Source organism: Promicromonospora sp. NPDC110617, from assembly GCF_055598465.1.
On the sequence record NZ_JBVKBM010000004.1, the window covers coordinates 1 to 16,340 of the forward strand.

Sequence of the window (16,340 nt, forward strand, 5' to 3'; positions counted from 1 at the left end):
CCATTCCGAACCCGGAAGCTTAGCCCCACAGCGCCGATGGTACTGCCCTGGTGACGGGGTGGGAGAGTAGGACGCCGCCGGACAACCATTCCCAGCAAGGGGGTGGGGTGCCCGACCAGCAATGGTCGGAGACACCCCACCCCCTTCCTGCATTTCCGGACCACACGGCCGGCCGTCCGGCACTCAGGCGAGTTGCGGGCCGCACAGCGGCCGCGGCTATCGTGGCGGTGTGAACGCAGACACGACCCGCACTGCCGCGGGCTCCACCAGCACCCAGCCCGCAAGCAGCGCCGACGCGGCGTGGCGTCGTGACCATTTCGTCTCGCTGCTGCGTTTCGCCGAGGCCTCCATCCGCGAGGACGGCGCCGCGTGCTGGCTCGACGACGAGGGCCGCCCGGACGCCTCCCATCCCGTCGAGACGTGGATCACGGCGCGGATGGCGCACAGCTTCGCCGTCGGGCACCTGCTGGGTGTGAGCGGGGCGGACGTGTACGCCGCGCGCGCCCTCACCGGGCTTCGCGAGGTGCTGGCCGACGCCGAGTTCGGCGGGTGGCTGGCCGCCCGCGGTGCGGGTGACGAGCTCGTCGGCACCAAGGAGGCGTACGCGCACGCGTTCGTGGTGCTCGCGGCCTCGACCGGCAAGGTGGCCGGCATCGCCGGCGCGTCGGAGCTGCTCACCGAGGCCCTCGCCGTGCTCGACGCGCGGTTCTGGGAGCCGGAGCGGAACCTGCACCTGGACGAGCGGTCGCGCGACTGGACGACCACGTCGGAGTACCGGGGCGTGAACGCGAACATGCACTCGGTCGAGGCGCTGCTCGCGGCCCACGCCGCGACCGGGGACGCGCTGTGGCTGGAACGTGCGTCGGCGATCGGCGACCAGGTCGTGGCCTGGGCCGAGGCCAACGAGTGGCGTATCCCCGAGCACTTCGACGCGGACTGGAACCCGCTCCTCGAGTACAACGCGGACCGGCCCCGCGACCAGTTCAAGCCGTACGGTGCGACGCCCGGGCACGGGCTCGAGTGGGCCCGTCTGCTGCTGCAGATCGACGCCGAGGCGGGCACGCCCGGGCAGCGGACCGCGGCCGCCGCAGCGCTCTTCGACCGTGCGGTGGCGGACGGCTGGGACGGCGCGGGCGGGGGCGGCTTCGTCTACACGACGGACTGGGCCGGCACGCCCGTCGAGCCCCGGCGCTTCCACTGGGTCGCGGCGGAGGGCGCCGCCACGGCGAACGTGCTGGCGCGCGTCACCGGGGACGCGCGGTACGCCGAGCTCGAGCGCGAGTGGTGGGCCTGGATCCGCGAGCACCTCGTCGACGCCGAGCACGGCTCGTGGCACCACGAGCTCGACACCGAGAACCGCCCGTCCGGGCTCACCTGGGTGGGCAAGCCCGACGTGTACCACGCGGCGCAGGCGGTGATCCTGCCGGAGCTCCCGCTCACGGGGTCGTTCGCGGCGTCGGCGCAGAAGGCGGGCCAGATCCTGGCCTGACGGCGGCCCGCGGACGGGGGTGAGTCCGCGGCGTCGTGCGTGCCGGCGCCGCGGGCGGGAGACAATGGAGCCATGAGGATCTCCGCACGAGCCGACTACGCCGTCCGTGCCGCCGCCGAGCTGGCGGCTGCCGACCACGACGGGCCCGTCCGCGCCGAGGCCCTGGCCCGGGCGCAGGACATCCCGCACCGCTTCCTGGAGGGGATCCTGAGCGACCTGCGTCGCGACGGGCTCGTCACCAGCCACCGCGGCGCCGGCGGCGGGTACCGGCTCGCCCGGCCCGCCGACTCGATCACCATCGCCGACGTCGTGCGTGCCGTGGACGGGCCGCTCGTCTTCGTCCGCGGCAACCGGCCGTCCGACCTGGAGTTCCAGGGGGCGGCCGCGCCGCTCCTGCACGTGTGGGTGGCGCTGCGGGCCAACGTGCGCGCCGTGCTGGAGGCAGTGTCCCTCGCGGACCTGGTGGGCGGCACGCTGCCGGAGGACATCCGCGCCCTGACCGAGGGCGACTCGGCCTGGTCGAACTCCTGACCCTGACCGGACGTTGAGGCCCGGCCGTCCCTGGTCCGGCCGAACTCCGAGAGATCGCGGGGCTTTCACCCGGCTTTCTCATGCGCACTTATCCGATCTCTGAGATGCTTGTTGTTTCCGACCGGGTTAGGTGGTTACCTTGACGCGGGCCTGACTTTGCCATGGCCCTGTGTCGCATCCCCCCGGACCTGGAAGGTCACGACCATGAGAACCCTGATCCTGCTGGCGCTCGTCGGCCTCGGCGCGCAGCTGGTGGACGGAAGTCTGGGCATGGCCTACGGCGTCACCTCCACCACGCTGTTGCTGGCCATCGGCACCAACCCCGCCGCGGCGTCGGCCACCGTGCACCTCGCGGAGATCGGCACGACCCTCGCGTCCGGCGCCTCCCACTGGCGCTTCGGCAACGTGGACTGGAAGGTCGTCGCCAAGATCGGCATCCCCGGCGCGATCGGCGCGTTCGCCGGTGCCACCTTCCTCTCGTCGCTGTCGACGGAGGTCGCCGGACCGGTCATGTCGGTGATCCTGCTCCTGCTTGGCCTCTACGTGCTGCTGCGCTTCACGGTGCAGGGTCTGCCGACCCGCTCGGACAAGCCGCTGCGCAAGCGGTTCCTCGCTCCGCTCGGCCTCGTGGCCGGCTTCTTCGACGCCACCGGTGGCGGCGGCTGGGGCCCGGTCGGCACGCCCGCAATCCTCGCGAGCGGCCGCCTCGAGCCGCGCAAGGTGATCGGCTCGATCGACACGAGCGAGTTCCTGGTGGCCGTCGCCGCCAGCGTCGGCTTCTTCGTCGGCCTGTCCGGCGAGGGCATCGACTTCACCTGGGTGCTCGCCCTGCTCATCGGCGGCCTGATCGCGGCGCCGATCGCGGCCTGGCTGGTGCGCCTGGTGCCGCCGCGCATCCTGGGCTCGCTCGTGGGTGGCGTCATCGTGCTCACCAACTCGCGCACGCTGCTCAACAGCGACTGGATCGCCGCCTCCGACGCGGTGAAGATCCCGGTCTACGTGGTGATCTGGCTGGGCTGGGCCGCCGCCGTCATCTGGTCCGTGCGGGCGCACCGCAAGGCCCTGGCCGAGGAGACCGCCGTGAGCGAGAAGCCGGAGGCCGATAGCGTGTCGGCATGACGTCCGACCAGGTAGCGGTGATCACCGTCTCCGACCGCTGTGCCCGCGGCGAGGCCGAGGACCGGTCCGGTCCCGCGGCGGCGCGGATCCTGCGTGCGGCGGGGTTCACCGACCTGGTCACCCATCTGGTACCCGACGGCGTCGAGCCGGTCCGTGACGTGCTGCGGACCGTGCTCGACGCCGGCGCTCGTCTGGTGGTGACCACCGGGGGTACGGGGATCACGCCCCGCGACCTCACGCCCGAGGGCACCCGCGCCGTGCTGGACTACGAGGTACCGGGCGTCGCCGAGGCCGTCCGACAGCGGGGCACCGTCGCAGGCATCCCGACCGCCGCGCTCTCGCGGGGTCTGGTCGGCGTGGCACATGCCACGGGCGGCACGCGCGCGCTCGTCGTGAACCTGCCGGGGTCGACCGGGGGCGTGCGGGACGGCCTCGACGTGGTGCTCGCCCTCTGGCCGCACGTCCGCTCCCAGCTCGAGGGCGGCGACCACCCGGCTCCGGTGCCGCACTGACAAGGTCGCAGCGGCCGGGCCACCGGCTCCGGGCCGGGGTCAGCCGGGATCAGCCGCCCGCGAAGGGCGGGAGCACGTCGACCGTGCTGCCGTCCGGCACTGCCGCGTCGTCCGCCGTGGTCCGGGCGCCCGCGACCAGCAGCGCGCACTTCGGCAGCACGGCACCCAGGGCCGGGTGGGCGGCGGCGAGGGCGCCGCGGAGGGCGGCCACCGACGTCGGGCCGTCGAGCTGTTCGGAGGTGCGCCCCGCGGCCTCCCGGGCGCCGGCGAAGTAGCGGACCGTGATCACTCGGCACGCACCCAGTCGCCCGACTTGCCGCCCGTCTTGCGCTCCAGCCGCACGTCCGCGAGCGAGACCGACTTGTCGAGGCCCTTCACCATGTCGATCACGGCGAGACCGGCGACCGCGACGGCGGTGAGCGCCTCCATCTCGACGCCGGTGCGGTCAGCCGTGCGGACCGTGGCGGTGACGACGACGCCGTCGTCGGTCACCTCCAGGTCCACCGCTGCGCCGTGCACGCCGATCACGTGGGCCAGCGGCAGCAGGTCGGGCGTCTTCTTGGCCGCGGCGATACCCGCGACGCGCGCCACCGCGAGCACGTCGCCCTTGGGCACGGCGCCGTCGCGCAACGCCTGGATCACTGCAGGGGTGCAGCGGACCAGGCCGGAGGCCGTGGCCGAGCGTACGGTCGGCTGCTTGGTGGTGACGTCGACCATGCGGGCCTGGCCGCGGTCATCGAGGTGCGTGAAGCTCACGGCACCAGGGTGTCATGCCCTCACGCGGCGCTGCGCCGCGCGGCGATCCGCACCGCGGCGTTGTGCGCGCCCTTCGCGGCCAGCCGCTTGGCGAACACCGCGGTGCCGGCGGCGACGGCCGCGAACACGGTCGCCTGCAGCAGGTCCAGCTCCGGGTCGTCCGGCTTGTTGGGCGCGTCGTTTCCGGTCACGCCCTTCCAGATCATGCTGACGGCCTTCTGGGCGACCCAGCCGGCCGCGATCGTCAGTGCGAGGGTGCCGACCTTCTCGCCGAGTGTCTGTTCCGTCTCAATCTGGCCCATCTCCACACCGTAGCCCTCGACGGCCGACTAGGCTGCACGGAAACGACAGGGGAGCGCCCCGATGGCGCTGAGAGTGCGGAGAGCCGCAGACCCTTGAACCTGATCCGGTTGACACCGGCGGAGGAAGTCGGAGGAATGATGTCGCGTCTTTCCGGTGCCCACGGGGGCACCATCCCTACCGTCGCGGTCGCGCTGTCGACGGCACTGCTGCTCGCCGGGTGCTCCGGCGGATCCGGCTCCGGGTCCGGCGACGACTCGTCCGCCACCGGCGACCCGGGGACCGTGACGCTGGTGACCCACGACTCCTGGGCGCTCGACGAGAAGCTGATCGACCAGTTCGAGCAGGAGTCCGGCACGACGGTCGAGGTCAGCGCCGCGGGTGACGCCGGCACGCTGGTGAACCAGCTCGTGCTGACCAAGGACGCCCCGCTCGGGGACGCGGTGTTCGGCATCGACAACACGTTCGCCTCCCGCGCGCTGGAGGCCGGCGTGGTCGAGCAGTACACACCCGCGGACCTGCCCCAGGGCGCCGAGCAGCTCGGCGGCGCGCTCACGCCCGTCGACCAGGGCGACGTCTGCGTGAACGCCGACGAGGCCTGGTTCGAGGAGTCCGGCCTGGAGGTGCCGACGACGCTGGAGGACCTCGCCGACCCGCAGTACAAGGACCTGCTCGTGGTGACCAACCCGGCGACGTCGTCCCCGGGGCTCGCGTTCCTGCTGGCGACGATCGGGGCGTTCGGCGAGGACGGGTTCGAGGACTACTGGGCCTCGCTCGTGGACAACGGCGTCAAGGTCGCCGACTCGTGGGAGGACGCGTACTACGTCGACTTCTCCGGGGCGGGCGAGGGCGGCGAGCGGCCGCTCGCACTGTCCTACGCGACGTCGCCGGCGTTCACGGTGAGCGAGGACGGCTCGGAGTCGACCACCAGCGCGCTGCTGGAGACCTGCTTCCGGCAGGTCGAGTACGCGGGCGTGCTCGCGGGATCCGACAACCCGGAGGGCGCGCGAGCGCTGGTGGACTTCCTGCTCACCCACGACGTCCAGGCCGCCCTGCCCGAGTCGATGTACATGTACCCGGCCGACGCGGCCGTGGAGCTGCCCGCCGACTGGCAGAAGTTCGCGCCCCAGGCCGACGCCCCGTTCGAGGTGGACCCGGCCGACGTGAGCGAGCACCGCGACGAGTGGATCGAACGGTGGACCGAGACCGTCGTGGGCTGAGCCGGAGGCGCAGCGCAGGGTGGGGGCCGAGGAACGAGGCACCCGCCCGGAGCGGAGCCGCAGGCTCAGCCCACCAAGGGCAGAGCCTGAGCCGGAGGCGCAGCGCATCAGGGCCGAGGAACGAGGCACCCGCCCGGAGCGGAGCCGCAGGCTCAGTCCACCAAGGGCAGGGCCTGAGCCGGAGCCCGGGCTGGAGGCACGGGCTGCGACCCGCGCCCCTCCTCTGGGGCGTGGCGGTCGCCGTTCCCCTCGGCTTCCTCGCGGTCTTCTTCGCGTGGCCGGTGGCGGCACTCGTGGTGCGCGGGTTCGTGCCCGACGGCGCGCTCGACCTCACCGGGTTCGTCGAGGTGCTCACCCGCCCCCGCACGTGGCGGCTCGTGGGGCTCACCCTCACCCAGGCGGTGCTCGGCACGGCGTTCTCCGTGCTGCTCGGCCTACCGCTGGCCTACCTCCTGTACCGGCGGTCGTTCCCGGGGCGCAGCCTGGCGCGTGGGCTGGTGACCGTGCCGTTCGTGCTGCCCGCCGTGGTGGTCGGCGTCGCGTTCCGCGCGCTGTTCGCGCCGAGCGGTGCGCTCGGGTTCCTCGGGCTGGAGGAGTCGCTCGCCGGGATCGTCGTCGCGCTCGTCTTCTTCAACGTGTCCGTGGTGGTGCGCACCGTGGGCGGGCTCTGGGAGCGGCTCGACCCCCGGGCCGAGGAGGCCGCGGCGTCGCTGGGCGCCGGTCCGGCCCGCGTGTTCCGCACCGTCACGCTGCCCTCGCTCGCGCCCGCGATCACCTCGGCGGCGTCGGTGGTGTTCCTGTTCTGCGCCACGGCGTTCGGGGTGGTGCTCGTGCTCGGCGGTGTGCGGTACGGCACCATCGAGACCGAGATCTGGACCCGCACCACGCAGTTCCTGGACCTGCGGTCGGCCTCCGTGCTGTCCGTCCTGCAGCTCGTGGTCATCTCCGCCGCCCTGGCCGTCTCCGCGCGCGCCCGCCGGCGGCGCGAGGCCGCGCTGCACCTGGTGTCGGCGCGGCGCTCGGCGCGCCCGCTGTCCTGGCGCTCGCCCGCGGACGTGAGCGCCTCGCTCGCGGGCGTCACGATCGTCGCCGCGCTCATCGCGCTGCCGCTCGCCGGGCTGGTCGTCCGCTCGTTCCGGGAGCCGGACGGGTCGTGGGGCCCGGGCAACTACCTGGCGCTCGGGACCACCGGCGAGCGGAACGCGCTCGTCGTCACCGTGTGGGAGGCCACCGCGACGTCGCTGCGGATCGCGCTGACCGCCACCCTGATCGCCCTGGTCGTGGGCGGCCTCGTGGCGCTCGTCGTGTCCCGGCGGCCCCGGTCCGTGGGCGCACGCCGTGCGATCGGCACACTCGACGGCCTGTTCATGCTGCCGCTGGGCGTCTCCGCCGTGACCGTCGGGTTCGGCTTCCTCATCACCATGGACCAGCCCGTGCTCGGCGTGGACCTGCGCACCTCCGGGCTGCTCGTGCCGGTGGCGCAGGCCGTCGTCGCGGTGCCGCTCGTCGTGCGCACCGTGCTGCCGGTGCTCCGGGCGATCGACCCCCGGCTGCGGGAGGTCGCCGCCGTGCTCGGCTCCGGCCCGGGACGCGTGCTGCGCACCGTGGACCTGCCGATCGCCCTGCGCTCGGTCGGGCTGGCCACCGGGTTCGCGTTCGCGGTCTCCCTCGGGGAGTTCGGCGCGACGTCGTTCCTCGCGCGGCCCGACGGCGCCACCCTGCCGGTCGTGATCTACCGCCTCATCGGACGCCCCGGGGCGGAGAACTACGGGATGGCGCTCGCGGCGTCCGTGGTGCTCGCCGCGCTGACCGCGACCGTCATGATGGTGGCGGAGCGACTGCGCGACGACCGCGCGGGAGGAGAGTTCTGATGGCGGGGCTGGAGATCCGGGACGTCTCGGTGCGGTACGGGACCGGTGCGGCCGGCGTGACGGCGGTGGACGGCGTCACGCTCACCGTGGCGCCCGGCGAGGTGCTGGCCCTGCTCGGGCCGAGCGGGTGCGGCAAGTCGTCCCTGCTGCGCGCCGTCGCGGGGCTGGAGCCGCTGGCCGGCGGGCAGGTGCTGTACGACGGCGCCGACGTCGGCCGCCTGCCGGTGCACCGGCGCCGGTTCGGGCTGATGTTCCAGGACGGCCAGCTCTTTCCGCACCGGGACGTGCGGCGCAACGTGGCCTACGGCCTGGAGACCCTGCCGCTCACCCGCCAGGAGCGGGACGCGCGGGTCATCGAGCTGCTGGAGCTCGTGGGGCTCGCCGGGTACGAGCAGCGGGCGGTCCCCACGCTGTCCGGCGGGGAGCAGCAGCGGGTCGCCCTCGCGCGCGCCCTGGCGCCGCGGCCGCGCCTGCTGCTGCTCGACGAGCCGCTGTCCGCGCTCGACCGGCAGCTCCGGGAGCGGCTGGCCGGCGAGGTACGGGTCGCGCTCGTCGAGACCGGGACCACCGCCGTGTTCGTGACGCACGACCACGCCGAGGCCTCGGCCGTGGCCGACCGGGTCGGGGTCATGGACCGGGGCCGGCTGCTCCAGGTCGCCGCGCCGGAGGAGCTGCGCACCGCGCCGGCGTCCGACCGCGTGGCGGAGTTCCTCGGGCTGCGCGCCTGACGCGGACCGTCCGGGAACGCGGCCTCAGGCCGCGCCGGCCTGCTGGACGAGCAGTGCCACCTGCGTGCGGTTCTCCACGCCGAGCTTCACGAGCACGCTCGAGACGTGCGCCTTGACCGTCGGGACGCTCAGGTAGAGCCGCCGTCCGATCTCCGCGTTGGACGAGCCGCGCCCGATCTCGACGGCGACGTCGCGCTCCCGGCTCGTGAGCCGGTCGAGGGCGCTCCGGGCGTCCCGCGCCTCGCCGCCGCCGGCGGCGACGGTCTCCATCAGGCGGCGGGCGATGTCCGGCGCGAGCACCGGCTCGCCGTCGGCCGCGGCGCGCACCGCCGCGGCGATCCGCGCGGGTGGCATGTCCTTGAGCAGGTAGCCGGCGGCCCCGGCGCGCAGCGCGCCGACCACCTCGGTGTCGGTGTCGAAGGTGGTGAGCACGACGACGGCAGGCGGCGAGGGCCGGCCCCGTACCCGGCGGGTGGCCTCGATCCCGTCGACGCCGGGCATGCGCAGGTCCATGAGCACGACGTCGGCGGGGTGGGCGTCCAGCACCTCCGCCACGTCCCCGCCGTCGGCGGCCTCGCCGACCACGCGGATGCCCTCGGCGCCGTCGAGCATGAGGCGCAGGCCCGCGCGGACCAGGGCGTCGTCGTCGACGATCACGAGGCGGGTCTCCATCAGGCCCACGGTATCCGCGCCTCCAGGGCAAAACCAGCAGGTGAGCGGCCTGCGTCGAGCGTGCCGCCCAGCAGCTCCACCCGTTCGCGCAGGCCGACCAGACCGGTCCCGGGCGCGGCGTCGGACGTGTGCTCGGGGCCGTCGTCGGCCACGACGACCCGGACCTCGTCCGCGCACGTGGTCACGGTGACCCGGACGGCCGCGCCCGGCGCGTGCCGGCGGGCGTTGGTCAGGCCTTCCTGGACCACGCGGTAGGCGGCGATGGCGACCGCGGGCGACGGCTCGGCGTCACCCGGCCCGCTGGGCACGCGCTCGTCGGTCCGGTCGAGCGTCACGGTGGCACCCACGGAGCGGGCCGCGTCCACGAGCCCCGGGATGTCGCGGAGCGTGGGCGGCGGGGCCAGCCGGTCCGACCCGCCGCGCAGCAGCCGGACGAGCTGGCGCAGGTCTTCCAGGGCCTCGGCGGCGCCGGTCCGCACCCGCCCGGCCGCGGCGGCGAGCTGCTCCGGGGGCGCGTCCGGCCGGTACTCGACGGCGCCCGCCGTGGCAGCCAGCAGGGACAGGCGGTGCCCGAGGGCGTCGTGCATCTCGGCGGCGATCCGGTTGCGCTCCCCGGACCGGGCGGTCTCCAGCGCCTGCTCGCGGTCGGCCTCGGCGCGGCGGGCGCGGGCCCGCAGGTCGGCGAGGAGCTGGGCGCGCGCCTGGAGGTAGGCGCCCCAGCCGAGGAGGGCGGCATGCACGGCGACGTCGCACAGGAGCCACCAGCCCAGCGGGAACGCAGGGGGCCGCCACAGGCCCTGCACCGCGTGTGCCACCGTGCTCGCCGCGGCCACGAGGACCGCCGTGCGCAGGGGCGACCACCGGGCGATCTGCAGCACGCCCGACGTCGCCGCCGGCGTCGCGCCCGGCGAGAGCGCCGCCAGCGCGGCCAGCACCAGCGCGAGCGGGACGGACCGGCGGGCCCACATCAGCGGCAGCAGGGCCAGGGAGACGACCGCGACGACGAGGTCGAGGAGCTCCAGGGGGAGAGCGGCGCCCCCGCTCGCCTGTCGGGACAGCACCGTCGCGAGGGTCAGGGTCCCGAGCAGCAGCATGGCCACCACCACCGCGCGCAGCGGCGGGCGCCCGGTGCCCGTGCGCGCGGCCTCGGTGCGCGTGCCTCCGGGCTCGCGGTCCTGCGGTTCGCCTGTCATGCCGGTGACACTACGCACGGCGCGCGACGTCGGACACCGACCAAGGTCGGGGGTGGCGCTACCGAAGGGTGACCCGGCTCGGTACCACGGACGGATGTCGCGACGGCCCCGGCCCAGAAGGCTGTGACCAGGCGCGACGGACGCGCCACGGAGTGAGGAGACGTCATGGCCGAGAACCTGGTGACCCGCAGCCCCTGGCCCGCCTGGGCGGTGCCGTTCGCCGCCGCGGCGGCCGCCGTCCTGGTGTGGTTGATCGGTACGGCGCTCGGCGTCGACCCCGAGGCCCGTGCCGGGGCGAGCGTCCAGCCCGTCACGGTCGTCGCCGCCCTGGCCGCCGCGCTGGTGGCCGGGTTCGCCGGCTGGGGCGCGCGGGCCGTCGTCGGACGTATCGCGAAGGGCGGCGGCGAAGCCGCGTGGCTCGTGCTCTGCGGGGTGGCTCTGCTCGTTTCGTTCCTGGGCGCCGCCTCGGGCACGACGCCGGCGTCGGTGGCGCTGCTGGTGACCGAGCACCTGGTGGTGGGCGCCGTCATCGCGCTGGGCCTGCGCCGGACCGGACGGCGGGCGGCCGCTCCCGCCCGCTGACCGGCCCGGCTACTCGTCGTCCGCCTGGTCGAGGACGTCCGGGTGCCGGGCTCCCCACTCGGCGAGGGGCTGCAGTGCCGCGACGAGCTCGGCCCCCGCCGGGGTGGGCGTGTACAGGATCTGCACCGGCATGGTCGGCACCACCTCGCGGGTGATGAACCCCTGTCGTTCGAGCTCGCGCAGGCGCTGGGTCAGGACGCGGTCGGAGATGCCGCGCACGTAGCGGCGGTACTCGACGAAGCGTCGGGCGCCGGCGACCCCGGCGTAGAGGATCGCCCCCGACCAGCGGCGTCCCGCGCGTTCGAGGGTGCGCTGGAAGAGGCCGCACTCGTCCTGGGACACCGTCCGTCCGGTGGTCGTCTCCGAGGTCACTTACCCATGGTTAGTCACTAACCCGGCCCTTGGCAAGGTTCGCCGGGTGCCGGACGATTCGTGGGGCGCCCGGACGGGTGCCCGTGCTCGCCGGGCCGTACCCGGCCCTTGTCCCCGGAGGACCCGTGTTCGTCGCTTCTGTCATCGTCTCGTCGCTCCTGATCCTGGCCACCGCGTTCAGCGGGTACGGCAAGCTGACGGGCAACCCGCAGGTCGTCGAGCCGCTCACCACGAAGCTCGGTGTGCCCCGGCGGTTCATCCCGGTGCTCGGCTCCCTGCTCGTCGCCGGCGCGCTCGGCACCCTCGCCGGGATCTGGTGGGCGCCGATCGGCGTCGCCGCCACGGCCTGCTTCGTCGTGTACTTCCTCGGCGCCGTCGTCACGCACGTCCGCGCCAAGGACTGGGCCGGCGTGGGCCCGACGGGTGCCCTGATGCTGCTCTCGGCGGCGGCCCTGGTGCTGCGGCTGCTCTCGCTCTGACCACGTTCCGCGAACGCACGTGTCGGACGCTCAGGTCACTCGGGTGATCTGAGCGTCCGACACGTCGGGCCCGGCGGATACCGTGCCCTCATGCCCCTCCACGAGACCCCCGCCCTCCCGGACATCGACACCGACGCACTGATCGAGGACCTGCGGACCCTGGTCGAGTGCGAGTCGCCGTCGGAGGACCCGGCCGCGCTGGCCCGGTCCGCCGACCTGGTGGCCCGGCTCGGCACGAAGCACCTGGGTGTCCCGCCCGAACGGCTCGGCATCCACCTGCGGTGGCGGCTCGGCGGGCCCACGCGGGTCCTGGTGCTCGCGCACCACGACACGGTGTGGCCGCTGGGCTCCCTGCGCACGCACCCCTTCGGCATCGCGGACGGCGTGCTGCGCGGCCCGGGATGCTTCGACATGAAGACCGGCCTGGCCATGGCGCTGCACGTGCTGGCGTCCATGGCGGACCGCACCGGCGTCACGCTGCTGGTGACGGGTGACGAGGAGCTCGGCTCGCCGTCGTCCCAGGCCCTGATCGAGGACGAGGCGCGCGGGGTGGCGGCCGCGCTCGTGCTGGAGGCCTCCGCGGACGGCGGCGCGCTCAAGCTGGAGCGCAAGGGCACCTCGATCTACCGCGTGCTGGTCAAGGGCCGCGCCGCGCACGCGGGCCTGGAGCCCGAGAAGGGTGTGAACGCCGCGGTCGAGCTGGCGCACCAGGTGCTTGCGATCGCGGCCCTGGGCGACCCGGCGCTCGGCACGACGGTGGTGCCGACGGTCGTCGCCGGTGGCACCACGCGCAACACCGTCCCGGCCGAGGCGTCGGTCGCGGTGGACGTCCGCGCCCGGTCGGTCGCCGAGCAGGAGCGGGTCGACGCCGCCCTGCGGGCGCTGGAGCCCGTGCTGCCCGGCGCCGCGCTGGAGATCGAGGGCGGGATCAACCGGCCGCCGCTCGAGCGGGCGCTGTCCGCGGACCTGTTCGCCCGCGCCTCCCGGCTGGCCGAGGAGGCCGGGCTGCCCGCGCTCACCGGCGTGGCCGTGGGCGGGGCGTCCGACGGCAACTTCACCGCGGGCGTGGGCACGCCCACCCTCGACGGGCTCGGCGCCGTGGGCGGCGGCGCGCACGCCGACCACGAGCACGTGCTCGTGGACCGGATCGCCGACCGCACGGCGCTGCTGCGCGCGCTCGTCGTGGAGCTGGTCGCCGACGCGGGCGCCGACGTGGCGGCGATCCGATGACCGGCCGGTCCGGCGGGCACGAGCCGGTCCCGAACGAGCCGGTCTCGACCGACCCGGTCGTGGCGGACGCCGTCCGCGCGGCCGACGTCGCCGCGCGCGCCGCGGGCGTCGAGATCCGGATGGTCGACGACATGGCGGGGCACACTGCCGCCGAGGAGCTGTGGACGGAGGTCTGGGGCAGCTCGCCCGTCCCGGCCGAGCTGCTCCGGGTGCTGGCCAGGACGACCAACTACGTCGCCGCCGCGTACGAGGGCGACCGGATGGTCGGCGCGTGCTTCGGGTTCTTCCATGCGCCCGACGAGCGCGCCCTGCACAGCCACGTCGCAGGAGTGTCCGCCGGTTCCGTCGGCCGTGGGATCGGGTTCGCGCTCAAGCTGCACCAGCGGGCCTGGGTGCTCCAGCAGGGCGTCGACACGATCACCTGGACCTACGACCCGCTCGTCGCCCGGAACGCGCACCTCAACCTCGTGAAGCTCGCCGCGCGAGCGGTCGAGTACCTGCCGGGCTTCTACGGTGCCATGCCCGACGCGATCAACCGGGGCGACGAGTCCGACCGGATCCTGGTGCGCTGGGACCTCCGCGACCCGCGGGTGGCCGCGGCCTGTTCCGGCGCCGGCCCGTCGACCGGGGAGGCCGGGCACGCTGGCACGGCCGGGCCCGCCGGGGCGGCCGGGCCAGGCCGGCTGGTCACGGTGCCCGTGCCGGCCGACATCGAGACGCTGCGCGCCACCGATCCTGCCGCTGCCCGCCGCTGGCGTGCGGCGGTCCGTGCGGGCCTGCTGCCACCGCTGTCCGGCGGCGGGGCGGTCGTCGGGTTCGGGCCCGGCGGCTACCAGGTGCACGTCCCGGCAGACCTGCTGCCTGAACCGCCGACCGACTCGCCGACCGACTCGCCGACCGACAAGGAGACCGCATGACCACCGACGACCTGACCGTCCGGAGCATCGAGCTGCGGCGCGTCCGGCTCCCGCTCGTGTCACCGTTCCGCACGTCGTTCAGCACGCAGACCGAGCGGGACCTGCTCCTGCTGCGCGTCGAGACGGACGACGGCGAGGGCTGGGGCGAGTGTGTGGCGGGCGACGACCCGCTGTACTCCTCCGAGTACGTGGACGCGTGCGCCGACGTGCTGCGTAGGTTCCTGGTCCCGGCGCTCGGCGCGTACCGGGACGGCGCGGGGATCCGCTCCGCCGTCGACGTCGGCCAGGCGCTCGCGCCGGTCAAGGGGCACCGCATGGCCAAGGCAGCGCTCGAGATGGCGGTGCTCGACGCCGAGCTGCGCGCCGCCGGTCGGCCGCTGTCGCGGGAGCTGGGCAGTGTCGTGGACCGGGTGCCGAGCGGGGTGTCCGTCGGGATCCAGGACTCGATCCCGCAGCTCCTCGACGTCGTCGACGGCTACCTCGCCGAGGGGTACGTGCGGATCAAGCTGAAGATCGAGCCCGGCTGGGACGTCGAGCCCGTCCGGGCCGTCCGGGAGCGGTTCGGCGACGACGTACCGCTCCAGGTCGACGCCAACACGGCGTACACGCTGCGCGACGCGCGGCACCTGGCACGGCTCGACCCGTTCGACCTCCTGCTGATCGAGCAGCCCCTGGAGGAGGAGGACGTGCTCGGGCACGCCGAGCTGGCGCGGCGCATCCGCACACCGGTCTGCCTCGACGAGTCGATCGTCTCCGCGCAGACGGCGGCCGCGGCCATCACGCTGGGCGCCTGCTCGATCATCAACATCAAGCCCGGCCGGGTGGGCGGGTACCTCGAGGCGCGCCGCATCCACGACCTCGCGGTGGCGCACGGCGTGGCCGTGTGGTGCGGCGGCATGCTGGAGACCGGCATCGGGCGGGCCGCCAACGCGGCGCTCGCGGCCCTGCCCGGCTTCACGCTGCCGGGCGACATCTCGGCCTCGGGCCGGTTCTACGCGCGCGACATCACGGAGCCGTTCGTGCTGGATGCCGGCCACATCGCCGTTCCCACGGGGCCCGGCCTCGGGGTGACCCCGGTGCCGGACGTGCTCGACGAGGTGACCACGGGCGTCGAGCGGATCGCGTTCGGCCGGGCGTCTCAGCCCTGACGCGGCGGGCCGAAGCCCGTCGCACCCCACGGCGACACCGGCGGGTGCGGCAGCCGCGCGACGAACGCGGCCCGCGCCTGCTGCATGACCCACACGAGGTACTGCCGCTGCTGCTCCAGGCCGTGCGGGTCCAGGTCACGCTGGGCGCCGGCCCGCTGGTGCAGCAGCGCGAGCTCGGTCGCGGCCTGCTGGTAGTCGGTCATGGCCCGCTCGGCCGGGCGGCCGCCCGCCGACCGGGCCCAGCGCCGGGCCGCGCGGCGGCCCGGCAGGCTGGACAGCATGCGCAGGTCGTCGGGGGTGATGATGCCGACCGGCCCGTACAGCGGCAGGTAGTGCTCGATGAGCTGGACGATCCGACGCCGGTCGCGGGCCAGGACCACGACGAGCACGACCAGCACCACGAATCCGACCAGGTAGGCGAACCCGAGCCCGACCAGGCCGAACTTCGTGGAGCCGTTCCACAGGCTGTGGAGGGCGATCGCGCCGAGCAGCCCGTACAGCGGTGCCGTGCGGCGCAGCCGGCCCGGTCCGGCCAGGGCCGCGACCGCGACGCCGATCCCCGTCATCGCCGTGCACAGCGGGTGCAGCAGCGGCGAGACCACGGCCCGCAGCACGAACACGTAGCCGAGCTGGTCCGAGTCGAGGGCGTCGATGAAGTACTGGACGTTCTCCGTCGCGGCGAAGCCGAGCCCGACCATCGCGGCGTAGATGACGCCGTCGGTGGCACCGTTCAGCTCCTGCCGCCGCCACCACAGCATGCCGAACAGGACGGCGCCCTTGAGCAGCTCCTCGACCACGGGCGCGCCGAACGTCGCGACGAGGTACCAGCCCTCCTCCTCGCCGGTGAGCTCGGTCTCGGTGAGCAGCGACAGCCCCAGGGTGTTGAGGATGCTCGCGAACAGCGCCGCCACGCCCGCGCCCCACAGGAACGCGAAGATCAGGGCGTTCGGCGGCTCGGGCTCCAGGCGGTCCAGCGCGAGCACCAGGGGCAGCCACACCGCGACGGGCAGCAGCGCGAGCAGCAGCCCGACGACGAACGACGCCCCGCCCGTGACCGCGTCGAACGCGAGCACGGACAGCAGGCAGACCGAGGCGAAGACGATCCCGACGATCACTCCGACAGGGGCACGCCCGGGGGCGCGACCCTGGAGGATCGCACTGGGATCGATGGCCATGCCAAGGGACCCTACAGAATTGCCCCCGGTCACGGCGGGCGAACGG

19 protein-coding genes, 1 rRNA gene and 1 riboswitch are annotated in these 16,340 nt (G+C 74.5%); of the genes, 13 read left to right on the forward strand and 7 right to left on the reverse strand.

Annotated features, from left to right (window positions below; translation table 11 throughout):
• The 5 genes from rrf to ACZ7LE_RS21715 form a co-directional block, all read left to right on the forward strand.
• A 5S ribosomal RNA gene (gene rrf / locus ACZ7LE_RS21695) occupies positions 1 to 83 on the forward strand; the annotation flags it as partial.
• 146 nt (positions 84 to 229) lie between these two features.
• On the forward strand, positions 230 to 1,489 hold the full coding sequence (locus ACZ7LE_RS21700) for an AGE family epimerase/isomerase (protein WP_470405329.1): 1,260 nt from the start codon (positions 230 to 232) through the stop codon (positions 1,487 to 1,489).
• A gap of 72 nt (positions 1,490 to 1,561) precedes the next feature.
• Positions 1,562 to 2,020, forward strand: coding sequence for an RrF2 family transcriptional regulator (locus tag ACZ7LE_RS21705; RefSeq protein ID WP_400550123.1), 459 nt, complete (start codon positions 1,562 to 1,564; stop codon positions 2,018 to 2,020).
• Positions 2,021 to 2,224: 204 nt separating this feature from the next.
• The gene (locus tag ACZ7LE_RS21710) at positions 2,225 to 3,139 is read left to right on the forward strand and encodes a sulfite exporter TauE/SafE family protein (RefSeq protein WP_470405330.1); all 915 of its coding nucleotides are present in this window, start codon (positions 2,225 to 2,227) and stop codon (positions 3,137 to 3,139) included.
• Positions 3,136 to 3,651 carry a MogA/MoaB family molybdenum cofactor biosynthesis protein gene (locus tag ACZ7LE_RS21715; RefSeq protein WP_470405331.1) on the forward strand — a complete coding sequence of 172 codons (516 nt, stop codon included), beginning with the start codon at positions 3,136 to 3,138 and terminating at the stop codon, positions 3,649 to 3,651. Before ACZ7LE_RS21710 ends, ACZ7LE_RS21715 begins: the two co-directional genes overlap by 4 nt.
• A gap of 49 nt (positions 3,652 to 3,700) precedes the next feature.
• Here the strand turns inward: ACZ7LE_RS21715 and ACZ7LE_RS21720 are convergent, their stop codons facing one another.
• The 3 genes from ACZ7LE_RS21720 to ACZ7LE_RS21730 are packed head-to-tail and all read right to left on the reverse strand — an operon-like array spanning position 3,701 to position 4,709.
• Positions 3,701 to 3,940: a MoaD/ThiS family protein gene (locus tag ACZ7LE_RS21720; protein WP_470405332.1), complete on the reverse strand. Its 240-nt coding sequence runs from the start codon at positions 3,938 to 3,940 to the stop codon at positions 3,701 to 3,703.
• Positions 3,937 to 4,407, reverse strand: coding sequence for a cyclic pyranopterin monophosphate synthase MoaC (gene moaC, locus ACZ7LE_RS21725; protein WP_470405333.1), 471 nt, complete (start codon positions 4,405 to 4,407; stop codon positions 3,937 to 3,939). The genes ACZ7LE_RS21720 and moaC overlap by 4 nt, the downstream gene beginning before the upstream one ends.
• A 20-nt stretch (positions 4,408 to 4,427) precedes the next feature.
• Positions 4,428 to 4,709: a DUF4235 domain-containing protein gene (locus tag ACZ7LE_RS21730; RefSeq protein ID WP_470405334.1), complete on the reverse strand. Its 282-nt coding sequence runs from the start codon at positions 4,707 to 4,709 to the stop codon at positions 4,428 to 4,430.
• Between the two features lie 37 nt (positions 4,710 to 4,746).
• Positions 4,747 to 4,852, forward strand: a riboswitch (TPP riboswitch).
• On the opposite strand from ACZ7LE_RS21730, the gene ACZ7LE_RS21735 reads away from it, so the two are divergent.
• From ACZ7LE_RS21735 to ACZ7LE_RS21745, 3 genes are all read left to right on the forward strand, one after another.
• Positions 4,848 to 5,927 carry a thiamine ABC transporter substrate-binding protein gene (locus ACZ7LE_RS21735; RefSeq protein ID WP_470405335.1) on the forward strand — a complete coding sequence of 360 codons (1,080 nt, stop codon included), beginning with the start codon at positions 4,848 to 4,850 and terminating at the stop codon, positions 5,925 to 5,927. It overlaps the preceding riboswitch by 5 nt.
• Positions 5,928 to 6,157: 230 nt before the next feature.
• Entirely contained in the window at positions 6,158 to 7,798 is a 1,641-nt protein-coding gene (locus ACZ7LE_RS21740) for an ABC transporter permease (RefSeq protein WP_470405336.1), read from the forward strand.
• The gene (locus ACZ7LE_RS21745) at positions 7,798 to 8,526 is read left to right on the forward strand and encodes an ABC transporter ATP-binding protein (RefSeq protein ID WP_470405337.1); all 729 of its coding nucleotides are present in this window, start codon (positions 7,798 to 7,800) and stop codon (positions 8,524 to 8,526) included. Before ACZ7LE_RS21740 ends, ACZ7LE_RS21745 begins: the two co-directional genes overlap by 1 nt.
• 24 nt (positions 8,527 to 8,550) lie before the next feature.
• Here the strand turns inward: ACZ7LE_RS21745 and ACZ7LE_RS21750 are convergent, their stop codons facing one another.
• Positions 8,551 to 9,198, reverse strand: coding sequence for a response regulator (locus ACZ7LE_RS21750; protein ID WP_470405338.1), 648 nt, complete (start codon positions 9,196 to 9,198; stop codon positions 8,551 to 8,553).
• Positions 9,198 to 10,391, reverse strand: a complete 1,194-nt coding sequence (locus ACZ7LE_RS21755) for a sensor histidine kinase (RefSeq protein WP_470405339.1) — start codon at positions 10,389 to 10,391, stop codon at positions 9,198 to 9,200. Before ACZ7LE_RS21755 ends, ACZ7LE_RS21750 begins: the two co-directional genes overlap by 1 nt.
• 165 nt (positions 10,392 to 10,556) lie before the next feature.
• Here ACZ7LE_RS21755 and ACZ7LE_RS21760 point away from each other — a divergent pair, with 165 nt between their 5' ends.
• Positions 10,557 to 10,973 carry a DUF6069 family protein gene (locus tag ACZ7LE_RS21760; RefSeq protein WP_470405340.1) on the forward strand — a complete coding sequence of 139 codons (417 nt, stop codon included), beginning with the start codon at positions 10,557 to 10,559 and terminating at the stop codon, positions 10,971 to 10,973.
• 9 nt (positions 10,974 to 10,982) lie between these two features.
• Here the strand turns inward: ACZ7LE_RS21760 and ACZ7LE_RS21765 are convergent, their stop codons facing one another.
• Positions 10,983 to 11,345, reverse strand: coding sequence for a winged helix-turn-helix transcriptional regulator (locus ACZ7LE_RS21765; protein ID WP_470405341.1), 363 nt, complete (start codon positions 11,343 to 11,345; stop codon positions 10,983 to 10,985).
• Between the two features lie 125 nt (positions 11,346 to 11,470).
• Between ACZ7LE_RS21765 and ACZ7LE_RS21770 the strand changes: the two genes are divergently transcribed.
• The 4 genes from ACZ7LE_RS21770 (at position 11,471) to menC (ending at position 15,119) form a co-directional block, all read left to right on the forward strand.
• Entirely contained in the window at positions 11,471 to 11,824 is a 354-nt protein-coding gene (locus ACZ7LE_RS21770; protein WP_470405342.1) for a DoxX family protein, read from the forward strand.
• Between the two features lie 90 nt (positions 11,825 to 11,914).
• On the forward strand, positions 11,915 to 13,054 hold the full coding sequence (locus ACZ7LE_RS21775; protein ID WP_470405343.1) for a M20 family metallopeptidase: 1,140 nt from the start codon (positions 11,915 to 11,917) through the stop codon (positions 13,052 to 13,054).
• Entirely contained in the window at positions 13,051 to 13,971 is a 921-nt protein-coding gene (locus ACZ7LE_RS21780) for a GNAT family N-acetyltransferase (RefSeq protein ID WP_470405344.1), read from the forward strand. Before ACZ7LE_RS21775 ends, ACZ7LE_RS21780 begins: the two co-directional genes overlap by 4 nt.
• On the forward strand, positions 13,968 to 15,119 hold the full coding sequence (gene menC, locus ACZ7LE_RS21785) for an o-succinylbenzoate synthase (protein ID WP_470405345.1): 1,152 nt from the start codon (positions 13,968 to 13,970) through the stop codon (positions 15,117 to 15,119). Before ACZ7LE_RS21780 ends, menC begins: the two co-directional genes overlap by 4 nt.
• Here the strand turns inward: menC and ACZ7LE_RS21790 are convergent.
• Positions 15,110 to 16,294 (reverse strand): PrsW family intramembrane metalloprotease, encoded by a 1,185-nt coding sequence (locus tag ACZ7LE_RS21790; RefSeq protein ID WP_470405346.1) that lies wholly within the window; start codon positions 16,292 to 16,294, stop codon positions 15,110 to 15,112. The genes menC and ACZ7LE_RS21790 overlap by 10 nt on opposite strands.
• Positions 16,295 to 16,340 lie beyond the last annotated feature (46 nt).

Coding starts and splice junctions, on each gene's coding strand:
- menC (WP_470405345.1), top strand. CDS start 13,968: ATGACCACCGACGACCTGACCGTCCGGAGCATCGAGCTGCGGCGCGTC.
- ACZ7LE_RS21735 (WP_470405335.1), top strand. CDS start 4,848: ATGTCGCGTCTTTCCGGTGCCCACGGGGGCACCATCCCTACCGTCGCG.
- ACZ7LE_RS21715 (WP_470405331.1), top strand. CDS start 3,136: ATGACGTCCGACCAGGTAGCGGTGATCACCGTCTCCGACCGCTGTGCC.
- ACZ7LE_RS21775 (WP_470405343.1), top strand. CDS start 11,915: ATGCCCCTCCACGAGACCCCCGCCCTCCCGGACATCGACACCGACGCA.
- ACZ7LE_RS21705 (WP_400550123.1), top strand. CDS start 1,562: ATGAGGATCTCCGCACGAGCCGACTACGCCGTCCGTGCCGCCGCCGAG.
- ACZ7LE_RS21760 (WP_470405340.1), top strand. CDS start 10,557: ATGGCCGAGAACCTGGTGACCCGCAGCCCCTGGCCCGCCTGGGCGGTG.
- ACZ7LE_RS21780 (WP_470405344.1), top strand. CDS start 13,051: ATGACCGGCCGGTCCGGCGGGCACGAGCCGGTCCCGAACGAGCCGGTC.
- ACZ7LE_RS21745 (WP_470405337.1), top strand. CDS start 7,798: ATGGCGGGGCTGGAGATCCGGGACGTCTCGGTGCGGTACGGGACCGGT.
- ACZ7LE_RS21710 (WP_470405330.1), top strand. CDS start 2,225: ATGAGAACCCTGATCCTGCTGGCGCTCGTCGGCCTCGGCGCGCAGCTG.
- ACZ7LE_RS21790 (WP_470405346.1), bottom strand. CDS start 16,294: ATGGCCATCGATCCCAGTGCGATCCTCCAGGGTCGCGCCCCCGGGCGT.
- ACZ7LE_RS21730 (WP_470405334.1), bottom strand. CDS start 4,709: ATGGGCCAGATTGAGACGGAACAGACACTCGGCGAGAAGGTCGGCACC.
- ACZ7LE_RS21750 (WP_470405338.1), bottom strand. CDS start 9,198: ATGGAGACCCGCCTCGTGATCGTCGACGACGACGCCCTGGTCCGCGCG.
- ACZ7LE_RS21755 (WP_470405339.1), bottom strand. CDS start 10,391: ATGACAGGCGAACCGCAGGACCGCGAGCCCGGAGGCACGCGCACCGAG.